Here is a 15794-nt window from a genome sequence, read left to right on the forward strand (position 1 = left end):
GACCCGTTTTCAGCAAGGAGCAAGGCAGCGATGGCGCGCCCAAAAAAAGAGATCAGTCTTCAACCCGCCGACGGGCCGGAGCGCCTGTATCAAAAACTGGCGCGGCAACTGTTTTCTGAACTGGCCAACGGGCGGTATGCAGTGGGTGATCGGTTGCCTGCCGAACGCGAGCTTTCGATCCAGTACAATGTCAGCCGTCCTGCGGTGCGCGAGGCGATGATCGCGCTCGAAGTCCAGGGTCTGATCGATGTGCGGATCGGCTCTGGGGCGTATGTCTGCGCCCTGCCCGGAGAGACCGAATCCCCCGGGTTCTCGGTCACCGCTTTCGAGCTGATGGAAGCGCGGATGCTGATCGAGGGCGAGGCCGCCGCGCTGGCCGCAGTGCATATCCAGGACGATGAGATCGCCGAACTCGAACAATTGGTAAGAGAGATCGACAATGAAAACCGCCTGCCCGGGGTCAGGACCAAAGCGGATCAGGCGTTTCACCTGTTGATCGCATCGGCCACCCGCAACGCGGTGATTCTCAGCCAGGTCGAGGAGATGTGGCGTCTGCGCTCGACCTCGCCCAACTGCGCACTGCTGCTCGACAAGGCGCGGACCGCCAATGTCCAGCCGGTTGTCGAGGAGCATCTTGCGGTGCTCGAGGCGCTGCGTGCGCGCGACCCGGCGGCGGCACGCGCCGCGATGCGCGGCCATATGGGCTCGGTGATCGATCACCTGCTGTTTGCCACCGAAGAAGAAGCGATCGAAGCGGCGCGCCGCGATGTCGCCACCACAAGGGAGCGCTATGCGCGCGCGGTGAACCTGTAATGAGCATGCGACCCCTGACCCTGCACGATGACCGGCTTTTTCCCGTAGACCCCGATGTCCGCGCCATCACCCGGCGGCTGTACAAGCATGTGGCTGGTCTGCCGATCATCAGCCCGCACGGGCATACCGACCCGCAATGGTTTGCCGACGATGCACCGTTTGCCAATGCCAGCGAGCTGCTGCTGCAGCCCGATCATTACGTGTTCCGCATGCTCTACAGCCAGGGCATTCCGCTCGAGGCGATCGGCCTGAAGCCTGCGGGCGATGGCGGACCTGCGGTTGATCCGCGCGAGGCCTGGCGCATTCTGGCGGCGAACTATCATCTGTTCCGCGGTACGCCCTCGCGGATGTGGCTCGACTGGGTTTTCGCCGAAGGCTTCGGGCTCGATGTCCAGCTGACCGCCGAGACATCCGATCTGTATTACGACCGCATCACCGAGGCGCTGGCGACACCGGCGTTTCGTCCGCGCGCGCTGTTCGACCGGTTCAACATCGAGGTGATCACCACCACCGAATCACCGCTCGACACGCTCGCGCACCACCAGAAGATCGCCGCGAGCGGCTGGCAGGGCCGGGTGCTGACCGCGTATCGTCCCGATCCGGTGATCGATCCCGAGTTCGAAGGCTTTGCCGACAACCTTGCACGGTTCTCCGAGCTGACCGGCGAGGATGCGTTCGGTTATGCAGGGTATCTCGCGGCGCACCGCAAGCGCCGGGCGTTCTTCGCGGCGAATGGCGCGACCTCGACCGACCACGGCCACCCCACCGCGCTGACCGCCGGTCTGTCGCGGGCTGAGGCCGAAGCGCTATTTGCCCGCGTCACCCGAGCCGATGTCTCGCCGCAAGATGCCGAACTGTTCCGCGCGCAGATGCTCACCGAAATGGCGGGGATGAGCATGGACGACGGGCTGGTGATGCAGATCCATCCCGGTGCGCTGCGCAACCACAACCGCGATGTGTTCGAACGCTTCGGCCGCGACAAGGGCGCCGACATGCCCACCCGCACCGATTATGTCCATGCGCTGCGGCCACTGCTGGCGCGCTATGGCAACGCGCCCGCCCTCACCATCATCCTGTTCACGCTCGATGAGACGGTTTACGCCCGCGAACTCGCGCCGCTGGCCGGGCACTATCCCGCGCTGAAGCTGGGTCCGGCTTGGTGGTTCCACGACAGCCCCGAAGGCATGCGCCGGTTCCGGCTGTCGATGACCGAGACCGCAGGCTTCTACAACACAGTGGGCTTCAACGACGATACCCGCGCGTTCCTGTCGATCCCCGCACGGCACGATGTCGCCCGCCGGATCGATTGCGGGTTCCTGGCGACATTGGTGGCCGAACACCGGATGGAGGAATGGGAAGCCGCCGAGGTGGCGCACGACCTGTCCTATGCGCTGGCGAAACAGGCCTACAAGCTGTGAGAATATCGCAAGCCACGCTGAGCGGTCTGGCAGGCGATGTCGCGCGTCCGGGCTATGACGTGGGTGCGCAGCGCTGCGGCATCGTGCATTTCGGTATCGGCGCCTTCCACCGCGCGCATCAGGCGGTGTACACCGATGACGCGATGGCGGCTGGCGATCGCGACTGGCGGATCATCGGCGTATCGCTGCGGTCGGGCGATGTCGCCGATCAGCTCAATCCGCAGGACGGGCTGTACACCGTCGTCCAGCGATCGAGCGGGGGGGCATCGGCACGGCTGATCGGCGCGGTGTCGCACGTCATCGTTGCGCCGCAGGACCCCGATGCGGTGATCGCGGCGCTGGCATCGGCGGACACGCACATCGTCAGCTTCACGATCACCGAAAAGGGCTATCATCGCCGACCCGATGGCGCGCTTTCCCGCGAGGATGCCGCGCTTGCCTCTGACCTTGCAGGGCAGGGGCCGCCGCGCACGATCTACGGCTTTCTGGCAGCCGGGCTGGCGCAGCGGCGCGCTGCGGGGCTGCCCGGTCTGACATTGGTCAGCTGCGACAACCTGGCCAACAATGGCGCGCGGCTGATGTCGCTGATGCGCGATTATCTGGGCGGCACCGATGCTGCGCTGGCCGAATGGTTCGTGCAGACCTGCCGCTGCCCCAGCACGATGGTCGACCGGATCGTGCCAGCGGTGACCGATGCCGACCGCAGCTGGCTGGCAGACCGGATCGGGCTTCAGGATGCCGCAGCGGTGATCACCGAGCCATTTTGCCAATGGGTGATCGAGGACGATTTTGCAGGGCCACGCCCCCGCTGGGAAGCGGTCGGCGCGCAGATCGTGGCCGATGTCGGGGATTTCGAGGCCGCAAAGCTGCGGATGCTCAACGGCGCGCATTCGGCTCTGGCGTATCTGGGGCTGGCGCGCGGGTATCAGTTCGTCCACGAGGCGATTGCCGATCCGGCGCTGGCCGCGACGGTCCGCACGCTGATGCGGTGTGAAGCTGCGCCGACGCTGCGCCCGGCACCGGGGTTGGACCTCGATGCCTATGCCGATGCGCTAATCGCGCGCTTTGCCAACACCGCGCTGCCCCACCGCCTGATCCAGATCGCGATGGATGGATCGCAGAAGATTCCGCAGCGCTGGCTTGAAACGCTGGCGGTCAACCAGGCGGAGGGTCGCAGTTGCGCGGCGATACTGGAGGCCGTGGCCGCGTGGATCGTGCATGTGCGCGGTGATGTGCGTCCGGTCGATGACCCGATGGCAGCCAAGCTCGCCGATCTGTGGGCAGAGCATGGCGCAGAAGGCATCGCTGCCGCGCTGTTCGGTGAGGGCGGCGTGTTCAGTGCCACCTGGACCGCATCGCCCGAAGCGATCGAGGCAATCAAGGGTCAGATCGCGGGCGTCGCGGCCTGATCCGCGCCCCGCGGCTACAGCATCGGGGCGTGGGTGAGCCTGCCGTTCGCCAATGGCGCGCGCGCATGGCGGCGCATCAACTGCTCGGCCTCTTCGGCATCGCCTGACAGAATGGCATCGCACACCGCGACATGATCGCGGTGTGCGGCGGACAGGTGCGCGTAGGTCGCGGGCAGATCGTCCCAGTCGAGCGCAAGGGCCGCTGCCGATCCGAACGGCAGATGGTTGTTGCGCGACAGCGCATACGCAATGGCCGAATTGTTGCTGGCATCGACCAGCAGATCGTGAAACGCCAGGTTATAGGTGTAGAACCGTTCGAGATCGGCCTCTTCGAGATACCCCTTGGCGAACAGCGCTTCGCCTTGTGCCAGGCAATCCTTGAGCTTTTGCGCCAACTGCGGCGCAGGCGGGGAAGAAGCCACGATCCGCGCGGCCAGCCCTTCGAGCACGCCGCGCACCTCGATGGCATCGGTCACCTGGCTGATCGTTGGCCCCCGCGCGGCATAGCCACGCGCGCCGATCCGGGCGACCAGGCCTTCCTGCTCCAGCGTCCTGAGCGCGGTGCGCACGGGCATGCGCGATACGCCGAGCCGCTCTGCGGTCGGAATTTCGGCGATGCGCTCGCCATCTGCCAGTTCGCCCGATGCGATCATCTTGCGCAGTGCGACGACCACGCGCTGCCCCGGTTTCATCCGCTTTTCCATGGTGTTTTCTTAAAGTCTGCCCGCCCCCCGGCAAGCCCCAATCGCACTTGACGATTCTACGGCATCATGCTTATTGGATCCAATAGCGGTCGGTTATCACGGCCGGGGATACCAGGGAGAGCGACATGGCTACCGCAGCAAATGCTTCATTGACCAATGCGGCTCAGACGTCGCTTATCAAGCCCTGGCCGGTGAACACCTGGTACGTCGCGTGCACCCCCGCCGAAATCGACGGCAAGCCGCTGGGGCGCCAGATCTGCGGCGAGCGGATGGTCTTTTTTCGCAATGGTGAGGGCAAAGTCGCGGCGCTTGAGGATTTCTGTCCGCATCGCGGCGCGCCTCTGTCGCTTGGCTTTATCGAGAACGGCGCTCTGGTGTGCGGCTATCATGGCCTCGCGATGGGCTGCAACGGCCGGACGGTCGGCATGCCCGGCCAGCGGGTTGGGGGCTTCCCGCCGATCCGCACTTTTCCGGTGATCGAGCGCTACGGCTTCATCTGGGTCTGGCCCGGCGATGCCGAGGCGGCCGATCCAGCCAAGCTGCGGCATCTGGAATGGGCCGAAAGCGACGAATGGGCGTATGGCGGCGGGCTGTATCATGTCGCCTGCGATTATCGGCTGATGATCGACAACCTGATGGACCTGACCCACGAGACCTATGTCCATGCTGGCAGCATCGGGCAGAAGGAGATCGACGAGGCACCGGTGAAAACCCGGATCGAGGGCGACGAGATCGTCACCAGCCGCTTCATGGATGGCATCATCGCCCCGCCGTTCTGGCAGATGGCGCTGCGCGGGGCAGGGCTCCCCGACCAGCAACTGGTCGATCGCTGGCAGATCTGCCGCTTCTCGCTGCCCAGCAGCGTGCTGATCGAGGTCGGCGTCGCACTCGCTGGCAATGGCGGCTATCACGCCGATGACAGCCAGAAGGCATCCTCGACCGTCGTCGATTTCATGACGCCGGAAACCACCACCTCGCACTGGTACTTCTGGGGCATGGCGCGGCGGTTCGCGGTCGCGGACGCAGCGCTGACCGACACGATCCGCGAGGGCCAGGGCAAAATCTTCGGAGAGGACATGGAGATTTTGCAGCTGCAACAGCGCAATCTCGATCTGTATCCGGATCGCAAGCTGCTGCTGCTCAACATCGATGCCGGCGGGGTGCGATCGCGCAAGATGATCGATCAGGCGATTGCCGCCGAGCAGGCCGAGGTCGCAGCTGCCGGTCAGGTGCTCGCGCCGGCGGAGTGATCGGCGCGCTCAGAAGGCGAGCGTGCCGCGCCGCTCGGCAAACAGCCAGGCTCCGTCGTGCAGTTCCAGCCGGTCGTGGAAATCGCCGACCAGCGTCTTGTCCGCCATATACAGCACGACATAGCTGTGCGCGCGGACCTCGGTTTCGCTGATGGGATCGACCAGGGTGTTGGCCATCACATGCCGGGTGGTGCGTTTGGGCCGGTCGCGGAAGAACGCGCGGATGTTTTCGCGCCCGACCACCGGCGCATCGGGCTCGCTGGGGCGGGCAAAGCTGCCATCAGGGGTGAACATCGCCGCCAGCCCATCGGCGTCATGCGCGTCATTGAGCATCGCAAAGCGTCGGATCAGCCGTTCGACGGCCCATTCGATTTCCATCATGCCGATTGTCCCTCGGGTTCGTGCATCCATTGCAGCAGCGCATCGCTGACCGCTTCGGCGGCTTCCATCGGTGCCATATGGCCGCTGTCTTCAAACACGACATAGCGGGCATGCGAGATGACGGAGGCGATTTCGCGATGCTGGTCGGGCGGGCTCCAGCGGTCGAGCGCGCCCACCCCGATCAGCACCGGGCAGCGGATCAGCGGCAGCAGCGGCCGTGCATCGGGTCGCGCGAGCAACGCGGCGATCTGCGCGCGGTGGATCGCTGGCGACATGCGCCCGACCATCGCGTACAGCGCCGCCCGCAACATCGGATCGGTATCGAGCAGGCCATCTTTCACCATCGGTGGCAGCCAGACATCGGCGAGCGCGGTCATGCCCCGGTTCGCGCTGATGTCGAGCATCGCCTGCCGCTTGGATGGTTCGTCGGGTCCTGCCGGGTGCACCCCGGTATCGAGCAGGGCGAGCCGCTGCACCCGATCGGGCGCCTGCTGCCACACTGACAGCGCGACGCGCGCGCCCATCGAATGCCCCGCGATCGCAAAGCGCGGCGGCGCATCGGCGAGAACCTGCGCGGCCATTGCGGCGATCGAATCCTGCCGGGTCAGATCGGGGACGAGGACATCGTATTCGCGCGAAATCGCCGCCTGCTGGTGCTGCCACACCGCCCCATCACACAGCAGCCCGGGGACCAGGATCACGGTCTCGCGGGATGAGGGCGCGGCGTTCATCTCAGGGTTCGACATCGGGCAGCGCCTCGCCATTCACCTGCACCGGGGCGGCTTCGATCAGCACGAACGCGATCCGGCAGACCGTATCCGCCGAGGGGTTGCGCCACAGGTGCAGCGTGCCGCGCTGGACGATGATGTCACCCGCGTGCGCGGTCGTGACCGCGCCGTCGTCAAGCTCGAGCTCGACCGAGCCTGAAAGCACGATGCCATAATCGATGCTGCTCGACCGGTGCATCGGCGATGCGCCGCCGGGCAGCATATCGACGATGCGGATCACCGATCCGCGATGCAGCGTCAGCCCGGCGTCGCGCAGGCGGCCATCGGTCTCGTCGTTGTTGTCGGCAGGCACGCTCGCGGTGGTCCACACCAGGCTGAAGCCGGCATCGCCCGAGGGAATCGGCTCGACCGGCAGGAGGTCATCGCTGCGGATGACCGCCTTGCCCGCAGCATCATGCCCGGTGACGATGCGCCGGACGGGAGACGAGGCGGGTGCGCTCATCCTTTCACCACGCGCTGGTCGATCGCGCCGAACAGCAGGCTGCCATCGGACAGGCGTGCCTCCATCCGCACGGTGTCGCCAAAGCGCATGAACCCGGTGCGCGGCTTGCCCTCGTCGAGCATCTCGATCCCGCGCCGTTCGGCGATGCACGACGATCCGATTTCGCGGAAGTTGCTGTTGGAAACGGTTCCCGATCCGATGATCGTGCCCGCGCACAGCGACCGCGTGCTCGCGGCGTGCGCGATCAGATCATGAAAGCCGAATTCCATCACCCCGCCCAGCGCATCGCCAAAGCGCTTGCCGTTCCACTCGACGCTGAGCGGCAGATGGACGCGGCCATCGCGCCAGGCATCGCCCAGCACATCGGGGGTCACCGCGAACGGCGCGACGGAGCAGGCGGGCTTGGCCTGGACCCAGCCGAAGCCCGTCTTCATCTCGACAGGGGCGAGCGCGCGCAGCGACCAGTCGTTGATCTGCACGATCAGCTTGATGTGCGCCAACGCCTGCTCGGGCGTGACACCCATCGGCACGGCATCGGTGATGATGCCGAACTCGCCCTCGAAATCGATGCCGTCTTCCTCTCGCGGCAGCGGCATGTCGGCGGTGGCGGAGAGGAACTGGTGCGACAGGCCCTGATACATCAGCGGGCGGCCCGCAGGCGGCGGTTCGGTGCCGAACAAGGTCTCCATCAGCTCGCCATGGCTGCGGAAGGCCGAGCCATCGAGCCATTGCCACGCGCGGGGCAGGGGCGCGGCGAAAGCGAGGCCCGCCGCGCTTTCGCCTTCGCCATTGGCCAGCCGATCGGCCAGCGCGCGCAACGCGGGCTCGGCGGTGGACCAGTCATCGAGCGCTGCCTGCAAGGTGGCAGCAATCTCCGATGCGGCCAGATAGCGAGTGCCGTCGGCGCTGACGACGACCAGCGCGCCATCGGGTGTGCCATTGTCCTGGGTGGCAAGTTTCATGTTGGTCCTTTCAAAAGGGTCAAAGATCGGCCAGCGCATGGGCGACCAAAGCGGCAAGGCTGCCATCATGGCGGAGCCCTAGCGCATTGGCGCGCGGCGTGGACAGCGGGGGCTGGCGACCGAAAGCCGCCTCGATTGCGGGATCGGGCGCGTAGCGCACCAGCGATCCTGCGCTGCCCGTTTTCTGCGCGACCTCAGCGACCAGATCGCCGAAGACCACCCGCAGCGCAGGGAGGTTGAGGCGGGTATCGGCAGGGGCGGCAGGCAGGGCGAGGGCGTGCTGGATCTGCCCCGTCAGCGCGTGACGCGACAGAAGCCAGCAGCTGGCATCGGCGGACACCGGCAGGCTGATCGGCGCGCCGGCCTTGAGCGCATGGAACAGGTTGCTCAGGAACGCCGATTTCATCCCCGATGGCCCCAAGGGCCGCGCAACGATGCCGGGCAGGCGCAGCGAAAGTCCGCGGATCGCGCCGCGCCGGCTCATCGTCGCGATCCACTCCTCGATCATCGCCTTGTGCGCGCCATAGCGCAGCATTGGGCGTGCTGGCGTTACATCATCGACCTTGGCAGGGAGCGGATCGCCGAACACCGCGATGCTGCTGGCGAACAGCACGCGGGGGCAGTTGCCGTGCGCAGCTGCTGCATCGATCAGCGCCATCGAGGCCGCGACATTGATGCGCGTCGCCAGTGCCGGATCGGCCTCGGCGGCGCCGCCGGGAACGGTAGCGAGATGCACGATCGCATCGAAGGGCGTCGCCGCGAGGTTGGCGATCAGTTCGGGGTCATCCAGATCGCCGGGCAGCGCCGTAACGCCGGGCAAATCGGCAAAGCCCAGCCCGGTCTGGTCTGTCGCAGTGACGTTCCAATCCTTTGCCAGCGCGCGAACGAGAGCCTGACCGACAAAGCCGCCTGCGCCGGTGACGAGTACGCGGGGAGGCCGGTCAGCTGCCATCGGTGATCGACGTTCCGCCATCGATGGCGATCTGCTGGCCAGTGATGAAGCTGCTGGCGGGGGAGGCAAGGAAGACGCTGGCCGAGGCGACATCGGCGACGGTGCCGACCCGGCGCAGCGGGGTCATCTGCATCCGCCGCGCCATGAAATCGCCATCCGCCATCAGCGGCTCGGACAAGGGCGTGGCGATCAGCCCCGGGGCAAGCGCGTTGACCCGCACATTGTCCGGCCCCCATTGCACCGCGAGGTTGCGCGCAAGCTGCGCCACGCCAGCCTTGGCGAGTGCATAAGCGTTGATCGCCCCGTTGCCGCGCAGCGCCGACAGGCTAGACATCAGGATGACGCTGCCCCCACCGGCTGCGGCGATATGCGGGATCGCGAGCGTTGTCAGCGCAACGATCGATCGCAGGTTGACCGCGATCACCCGGTCGAAGTCATCCAGCGCCCAGCTTCCTGCCTCGCCGGTGATCCCGGCATTGCAGACCAGAATATCGAGCCCGCCGAACCGGGTGACGGTCTCCCCCACAAGCGCGGCGAGCGCATCGCCATCGGTGACATCGCAGGCGATGCCGTGGACCTTATGGCCAGCATCGCCAAGCGCTGCAATGGTGCTGGCGACCGCCTGCGCATCCTCGCTCGATATGACGACCTGCGCGCCCGCGTTCGCCAGCGCCTGTGCAATCCCCAGGCCGATCCCCTGCGTCGATCCGGTGACGATGGCCGTCCGGCCCGACAGGCAGTGGGCAGCAAAGGGCATCGTTCAGTCTTCGATGATCGCCACAGCCCGCGTCCAGCCCGCCGATGCACCGCGGATCTTGTGCGGGAAGCAGCTGACTGTGAAGCCGTGCGCGGGCAGGCTTTCGAGGTTGTGCAGCTTTTCGAGATGGCAATAGCCGATGTCGCGCCCCGCCTTGTGGCCTTCCCAGATCAGCGAGGTGTCGCCGCTTTCGGCGACCTTCTTGGCGGTATAGCTGAACGGCGCGTCCCAGCTCCAGGCATCGGTCCCGGTGACGCGGATGCCGCGCTCGAGCAGGTACATCGTCGCTTCATAGCCCATGCCGCAGCCGGTATCGACGAAATCGGGCTTGCCCACCGCGCCGCCTGCAGCGGTGTTGACCAATACAATATCGAAGGGCTGCAATTCATATTCGATCCGCGCCAGTTCGGCCTCGACATCGGCGGCAGTGACGACATAGCCGTTGTCGAAATGGCGGAAGTCGAGCTTCACGCCGGGGTTGAAGCACCATTCGAGCGGCACCTCATCGATCGTGATCGCGCGCTGGGCACCTTCTTCGGAATTGCCATCCATGGTGGGGTGGAAATGCCACGGCGCATCGAGATGCGTGCCGTTGTGCGTGGTCAGCGTCACCCATTCGGCAGCGGCAAAGCCCGCGCCATCGGGCAACTGCTCGGCGGTGACGCCGGGGAAGAAATGGCCCAGCTCGGTCACCGTATCGGCGTGCTGCTGATAGGTGATCTTGGGGCGCATGAACGGCGGATCGGTTACGACGTCGTTTTCCAGATAGATGGACAGATCGATGAATTGGCGCGGCATGGTCTTATCCTTTTGTCAGCACAGCGCGCACCGCAGGGGGCGTGATGAGCAGCCCGAGCAATGCACCATAGGCTACCTTGATAGCAAATGCGGTTCCCCACGCGAATGAGGCAGCACCGCTGAACTGCAGCACGCCGATGACGATCCCAGCCAGCCCCAGCGCCAGCAGCGCGAGCATGATTGCGCGCACGACGATCGAGCCAACCGACGGCGCGGTTCCGGGAAGCGCACCCTTGGCGATCGCGGAGCGGGTCTGCAGCGCGGGCATCAGCGCCGCCATGAACGAGGCAGCGCCCGATTGCGGCAGAAAATCGAGCGCCAGATTGTGGGGCGCCCAGACCGCGATGGGATCGGTGGTGCCGAAGATCAGCAGGAAAAACCCCGCGCTGATCGCCATGGTGATCACCATCGAGAAAAGCGTCTGCCTGCGCACATAGGCTTTGGGATCGGTCACGCGTCTGCCCAGTTATACGCCAGCGGAACTTCGCGGAAGGCAAACCGGTCGATATGGCGTTCGAGCGCACCTTTAAGGCCATCGCGCTGGTCCTCTGCGCTGGCGCTGATCGTGCAGACCAGCGCGTCGGCCTCGGCATCGAGGGTCACGATGGCATCGGCAGGCCAGTCCGCACCGCGCGCATCCTTTGCAAACGTGATCTGCCCATGATCCTTGTCAAAGGTGACCGGCAGATTGTGTTCCCAGTGCTTGCAGACCTGTTGAAGGTACTTGCTCGCGCTGGTTGTTGGGATGCGCGCGGTTGCGGTGAAGCTCATGCCTTGCTGCCTGCAGAGGTACGGCCACCCAGCGTTTCGGCGAACCAGTCGGCGATGTAATCGCGCCCGAACGACATGTTGTCCGCGCCGACATGCTCGACCCCGCCTTCACGTGGCGTGAAGATCTTGAGCTCGCGCTGCGGGCTGTTGGTCAGTTGCTCGAAGCTCTGGTGCGCATATTCCAGACCGATCTGGCGATCCTTTTCGCCATGGGTGACGAGGAACGGTACCTTGATCCGGTCCATCACGCCGTTCAGCGTCATGTCCTTCGACTTGGCATGGAAATCGTCCATGTCACTCGCGCCGAACACCCACATCACATGCGCCCAGTAATGCGGCACGGGGTTCTCGCCCTCGCGGCGCAGGCGCTTTTGCTGGACCTCGGCCCAGTTGTGGTTGGCACCCCAGACCGCGCCCGAGGCGAAGCGCGGCTCGAACGCGACCGCACGCGGCGCGAAATGACCACCCAGCGAGATGCCGGTCATGCCTATGCGCGTCGGGTCGACATCGGTCTGCTTTTCCAGCCAGTCGACCGCAGGCGATGCCCATTTTTCCGAATGCGGCGTGGCGGGAAGGTTGTTGAGGCGCAGCGCCTCGCCGGTGCCCGGCTGATCGACACACAGGCTCGAGATGCCGCGCGCGGCCAGCGCATGCGGCAGCTTCGACCAATAGAGCAGCTCCTTCGAGCTATCGAGGCCGTTACAATAGACGACAACCGGCTTGGGGCCATCGCCCGGCGCGCGGCAATACAAAGCGGGGAAGGTGCTGCCCTCATAGGGGATCTCGACGCGTTCGACCGCGTGATCGCCCAGCGTCATCGCCCGCTTGAAGGTGTCGAGCGCCTTGGCATAGGTCGCGGCGCGATCGGGGCTGCCCTGGCCCTGCATCCGTTCGGCGACCAGCAGATAGAGTGCGGCGCGCTCGAGCTTGGCAGCGGCGGAGAACGCACGGCCGCGCTCCTCGTCCTCGTTCGCAAGACCGATCAATTTGTCGCCGGTTTCGACCCAGGCGCGCATGAACTGCGGCGTGCCGGCATCGGCACCGTTGGCCGCCGCATCACGGATCGGCTGGCACATATCGATGATTTCACCGATCTGGCCCCCACTCTCGATCGCGATCGCGACTGAGAGGTTCCAGATGTAGTTCGGAAAATATTCAAACAATGCCATGGCTTACACTCCTGCCGGCTGGAACAGACCCTTGTCGGGCGCGGGGTGCGGCATGGTCTGCGGACCACCGGTGCCGATGCCCCACTGGTCCATGACGAGGGGCGCGGGTGTGTGTACCGTCGCCTGCCAGGTGGCATCATCGACCTCTTCGAGATCGGCGGTGTATTCGACCGCAAAGCCGCCCGGCGTGGTGAAATAGCTGAAGGTGTTGTTGCCGGCGGTGTGCCGTCCGGGGCCCCAGCGGATATCGGTGCCCTGCTGCTTGAGGCGGTGGATGCCGCGCATCATGTCGTCGACGCCGAGCATGTCATAGGCGACATGGTTGAGACACGCAGGGCCGGGCAGCAGCGCGATGCGGTGGTGCCACTGGTTGCAGCGCAGGAAGCACATGAAATCGCCCAGCCAGTCGCTGACCTTGAAGCCCAGCGCATCGGTGAAGAAGCGCACCATCTCCTGGTGATCGGGCGAGTGCAGCACGATGTGGCTGATCTTCTGGGGGATGCCCTCCCAACGGGTCAGCTCGCGCGAGGTGCCACGCGCGACATCGCTCGAAATCTCGAACGGCAGCCCATCCTTGCTGAAGAAGCGGAAGCCATAGCCGCCGCCCAATGTGTCAAGGTCCCTGGGTGCAAAAACGATCTGGCAGCCATAAGCGGCCACCTTGTCGTGCAACGCATCGACATCGGCGCGGCTGTCTGCCGCCAGCGTGATGATGTCGATCTTCTGGACGTCGGACTGACGCAGGCGGACGACATACAGTTCGTCGTTTCCTTCGGCGGCGAAGTGCAGCATGCCGTCCTTTTCACCGGCGTCCTTGAGACCCCAGGTATCGCGATAAAAGGCAGCCTCAGCTGCCAGATCGGTGACGGCGTAGCCGACGTGGCGAATCTCGCTTACTCTGGCCATGATGAATTCAACTCCTTGAAAGATTTGGGGGAACGCCTGCCTCAAATGGGCTCGGCAACCTTCATGAACATTTCCCGGGTCGCGACGGCGTTATCCACCAGCGGACCCTTGCCGATCTGGCCGAAGCAGATCGCCTTGGATGAATCGACGATGTAGCGGCAGCGCTCGAAGCGGCGATCGCGATAGGTGGCGAGCGCGGTTTGGATGTCATCGGCGGCAACCAGTTCGTCGGCGAGCACCAGCCCGTCCTCGATCGCCATGCCTGCGCCCTGTCCCAGATGCGGGGTGGTGGCATGCACCGCGTCACCAAGCAAAGCCACGCGACCCTTGTGCCACGGCCCTTCCAGAAACATCCATTCGAGCGGCTTGTAGACCACCTCGTCGTCTGCGGTGATCTGCCCGACCAAGGCCTGGATAGCGGGGGAGGGGACATTGGCGATCTTGGCGCGCATCGTGCTGGCCAGATCTTCCTTGGCGTACCTAGGATTGTCCGGCTCGGGCGTGGTGACATACATGTACATCAGCTCGTTCGACAGCGGCACCAGCCCGATCCCGGTCTGCCCTTCATAAGCCTGCAGCCCGATGACATCGGGCGTGCGCTTGAAATTGTAGCGCCACACCGACTGGCCGGTGAACTCGGGCTTGGGCGCATCGGGGAAGATCGTCTGGCGGGTCTGCGAGTACAGGCCGTCTGCGCCGATGACGAGATCATAGCGCCCTGCGCTGCCATCGCTGAAGGTCACCGAAACGCCCGCGCCATCATCATCCATCGTCGCGACCGTCAGCCCAAGCCGGACGTTCGCGCCTGCGCCTATCGTGCGGTCGCCCAGCACCTTGTGCAGCGCGCGCCTGCCGATGCCGACATTTCCGGGATAGCCATCGACCAGCCTGGGGGTGGGAATATCGGCCACGCACTGGCCGGTGGGGATGTACACCTGAACCCGGTCAAAGCCGAAGCCTGCGCTGATGTAATCGTCGACCAGGCCCAGTTCGGTCATCGCCCGGATGACATTGCCCTGCTGGATGATGCCGACGCCATAGACCGACCAATCGGGGTCGCGCTCGATCACTTCGACTGCATAACCCTTGCGGCACAGCGCAATGGCCGACGTCAAACCGCCGATGCCGCCACCAACAATCAGAATGCTCAGATCTTTCACGCGATCACCTCTCCACGTCCCCCCGTTTTCGGGGCGCTCTTGATGGTGCTGAAATAGAAGGAGAGCCGTAAATCTGTAAATTCTATTGTTTGGATTGATAGCCATTTGTTTTATGGATGCATTGCGGAGAGCGGTTCAGGGAAGCGCGCTGTCGTGCCGCAACTGGTCGCGCAGCCAGCGCAGACCCTCGTCGTTGCTGCGCGCGCGGTTGTACTGCATCATCTCGCGCATCATCGGGAACGCAAACGGAATGGGCGCGATCGCCAGCGGGAACATGCTCGCCATCCGGCGCGCCAGCCGTTCATGCATCAGCGCCAGCCGGTTGGTTTCGATCACCAGCCAGGGCACCGCAGTGAAGGACGATGCCATCATGTCCATTCGGCGCGAGCGGCCCAGTTGCTCCATCATGCTATCGGCAAACGCCCGCGTACGCTGGTTGCCCATGTGCACGCCGACATGGCTCGCATGCATCACATCCTCGTCGCCCAGTTCGGTTTCAAACAGCGGGTTGCCTGTCCAGCCGACCACGACGTGCCGTTCCTCGAACAGCAATTCGGCAGGCTGGCTGGGATTGATGAAGTCTTCGGGCGTAATCAGCAGATCAAATGAACCCTGCACGATCAGATCGGCGCTGCCATCCGAAGGGAGCACGGTTTCCAGCCGAATCGTCGGCGCAACCTGCGCCAGCCGCCGCGACAAAGGCGCGATGACGGCAGCGGTGATATAGTCCGATGCAATCAGCCGGAAGGTGCGCTGCGATGTCGCTGGATCGAAGCTGGTCGAGGTCGTGATCAGCGCATCGACCTGCCGCAGCGTATCCTGCACCATCGGCACCAGCGTTTCGGCATAAGCGGTGGGAAACATGCGCTTGCCCTGCAAAACCAGCAGGTCGTCGCCGAAATAGTCGCGCAGTCGTCCGAGTGCGGCGCTCATCGCCGGCTGGCTCAAATGCAGCTGCTCGGCGGCGCGCGACACGCTGCGCGTCTCCATCAGCACGCTGAAGGCAACCAGCAGATTGAGATCGAGACCCTTGAAGCGCATCGCGTTAACCTATCAATATGGTGATTGGATTACCATTAAAACAAAAAATTTAACCTATGGCTAGTCGATGATC

18 protein-coding genes are annotated in these 15794 nt (G+C 64.8%); 4 read left to right on the forward strand and 14 right to left on the reverse strand.

Going from position 1 to position 15794, the window contains the following annotated elements; genetic code table 11:
* Positions 1 to 30 precede the first annotated feature (30 nt).
* From IEW00_RS04540 to IEW00_RS04550, 3 genes are read left to right on the forward strand one after another with little or no spacing between them, the layout of a single operon-like run.
* Positions 31 to 813, forward strand: a complete 783-nt coding sequence (locus tag IEW00_RS04540) for a FadR/GntR family transcriptional regulator (RefSeq protein ID WP_188513211.1) — start codon at positions 31 to 33, stop codon at positions 811 to 813.
* Positions 813 to 2231 (forward strand): glucuronate isomerase, encoded by a 1419-nt coding sequence (uxaC, locus tag IEW00_RS04545; RefSeq protein WP_188513212.1) that lies wholly within the window; start codon positions 813 to 815, stop codon positions 2229 to 2231. Before IEW00_RS04540 ends, uxaC begins: the two co-directional genes overlap by 1 nt.
* The gene (locus tag IEW00_RS04550) at positions 2228 to 3640 is read left to right on the forward strand and encodes a mannitol dehydrogenase family protein (protein WP_229736817.1); all 1413 of its coding nucleotides are present in this window, start codon (positions 2228 to 2230) and stop codon (positions 3638 to 3640) included. The genes uxaC and IEW00_RS04550 overlap by 4 nt, the downstream gene beginning before the upstream one ends.
* 14 nt (positions 3641 to 3654) lie before the next feature.
* Here IEW00_RS04550 and IEW00_RS04555 read toward each other — a convergent pair whose 3' ends face one another.
* Positions 3655 to 4332 (reverse strand): GntR family transcriptional regulator, encoded by a 678-nt coding sequence (locus IEW00_RS04555; RefSeq protein ID WP_229736818.1) that lies wholly within the window; start codon positions 4330 to 4332, stop codon positions 3655 to 3657.
* Positions 4333 to 4469: 137 nt separating this feature from the next.
* Here IEW00_RS04555 and IEW00_RS04560 point away from each other — a divergent pair, with 137 nt between their 5' ends.
* Positions 4470 to 5594 (forward strand): Rieske 2Fe-2S domain-containing protein, encoded by a 1125-nt coding sequence (locus IEW00_RS04560; protein WP_188513215.1) that lies wholly within the window; start codon positions 4470 to 4472, stop codon positions 5592 to 5594.
* Between the two features lie 9 nt (positions 5595 to 5603).
* On the opposite strand, the gene IEW00_RS04565 is transcribed toward IEW00_RS04560, so the two are convergent.
* The 13 genes from IEW00_RS04565 to IEW00_RS04625 form a co-directional block, all read right to left on the reverse strand.
* Complete coding sequence (locus IEW00_RS04565; protein ID WP_188513216.1) at positions 5604 to 5975, reverse strand: nuclear transport factor 2 family protein; 372 nt, start codon at positions 5973 to 5975, stop codon at positions 5604 to 5606.
* The gene (locus tag IEW00_RS04570; protein WP_188513217.1) at positions 5972 to 6721 is read right to left on the reverse strand and encodes an alpha/beta fold hydrolase; all 750 of its coding nucleotides are present in this window, start codon (positions 6719 to 6721) and stop codon (positions 5972 to 5974) included. The genes IEW00_RS04565 and IEW00_RS04570 overlap by 4 nt, the downstream gene beginning before the upstream one ends.
* Positions 6708 to 7205, reverse strand: coding sequence for a cupin domain-containing protein (locus IEW00_RS04575; protein WP_188513218.1), 498 nt, complete (start codon positions 7203 to 7205; stop codon positions 6708 to 6710). Before IEW00_RS04575 ends, IEW00_RS04570 begins: the two co-directional genes overlap by 14 nt.
* Positions 7202 to 8167 carry a fumarylacetoacetate hydrolase family protein gene (locus IEW00_RS04580; RefSeq protein WP_188513219.1) on the reverse strand — a complete coding sequence of 322 codons (966 nt, stop codon included), beginning with the start codon at positions 8165 to 8167 and terminating at the stop codon, positions 7202 to 7204. The genes IEW00_RS04575 and IEW00_RS04580 overlap by 4 nt, the downstream gene beginning before the upstream one ends.
* A gap of 19 nt (positions 8168 to 8186) precedes the next feature.
* Positions 8187 to 9119 (reverse strand): NAD-dependent epimerase/dehydratase family protein, encoded by a 933-nt coding sequence (locus IEW00_RS04585; protein WP_188513220.1) that lies wholly within the window; start codon positions 9117 to 9119, stop codon positions 8187 to 8189.
* On the reverse strand, positions 9109 to 9876 hold the full coding sequence (locus IEW00_RS04590) for an SDR family NAD(P)-dependent oxidoreductase (protein ID WP_188513221.1): 768 nt from the start codon (positions 9874 to 9876) through the stop codon (positions 9109 to 9111). The genes IEW00_RS04585 and IEW00_RS04590 overlap by 11 nt, the downstream gene beginning before the upstream one ends.
* 3 nt (positions 9877 to 9879) lie before the next feature.
* Positions 9880 to 10674 carry a cyclase family protein gene (locus tag IEW00_RS04595; RefSeq protein ID WP_188513222.1) on the reverse strand — a complete coding sequence of 265 codons (795 nt, stop codon included), beginning with the start codon at positions 10672 to 10674 and terminating at the stop codon, positions 9880 to 9882.
* 4 nt (positions 10675 to 10678) lie between these two features.
* Entirely contained in the window at positions 10679 to 11128 is a 450-nt protein-coding gene (locus IEW00_RS04600; RefSeq protein WP_188513223.1) for a hypothetical protein, read from the reverse strand.
* Positions 11125 to 11445: a DUF2218 domain-containing protein gene (locus IEW00_RS04605; protein WP_188513224.1), complete on the reverse strand. Its 321-nt coding sequence runs from the start codon at positions 11443 to 11445 to the stop codon at positions 11125 to 11127. The genes IEW00_RS04600 and IEW00_RS04605 overlap by 4 nt, the downstream gene beginning before the upstream one ends.
* Positions 11442 to 12614, reverse strand: coding sequence for an alpha/beta hydrolase family protein (locus IEW00_RS04610; protein ID WP_188513225.1), 1173 nt, complete (start codon positions 12612 to 12614; stop codon positions 11442 to 11444). Before IEW00_RS04610 ends, IEW00_RS04605 begins: the two co-directional genes overlap by 4 nt.
* A gap of 3 nt (positions 12615 to 12617) precedes the next feature.
* The gene (locus IEW00_RS04615; protein ID WP_188513226.1) at positions 12618 to 13520 is read right to left on the reverse strand and encodes a VOC family protein; all 903 of its coding nucleotides are present in this window, start codon (positions 13518 to 13520) and stop codon (positions 12618 to 12620) included.
* A gap of 41 nt (positions 13521 to 13561) precedes the next feature.
* Positions 13562 to 14680, reverse strand: coding sequence for an FAD-dependent oxidoreductase (locus tag IEW00_RS04620; RefSeq protein ID WP_188513227.1), 1119 nt, complete (start codon positions 14678 to 14680; stop codon positions 13562 to 13564).
* A gap of 135 nt (positions 14681 to 14815) precedes the next feature.
* Positions 14816 to 15721, reverse strand: a complete 906-nt coding sequence (locus tag IEW00_RS04625) for a LysR family transcriptional regulator (RefSeq protein WP_188513228.1) — start codon at positions 15719 to 15721, stop codon at positions 14816 to 14818.
* Positions 15722 to 15794 lie beyond the last annotated feature (73 nt).

Origin of the sequence: Blastomonas aquatica (genome assembly GCF_014639875.1) — a bacterium.
Classification (GTDB): domain Bacteria; phylum Pseudomonadota; class Alphaproteobacteria; order Sphingomonadales; family Sphingomonadaceae; genus Blastomonas; species Blastomonas aquatica.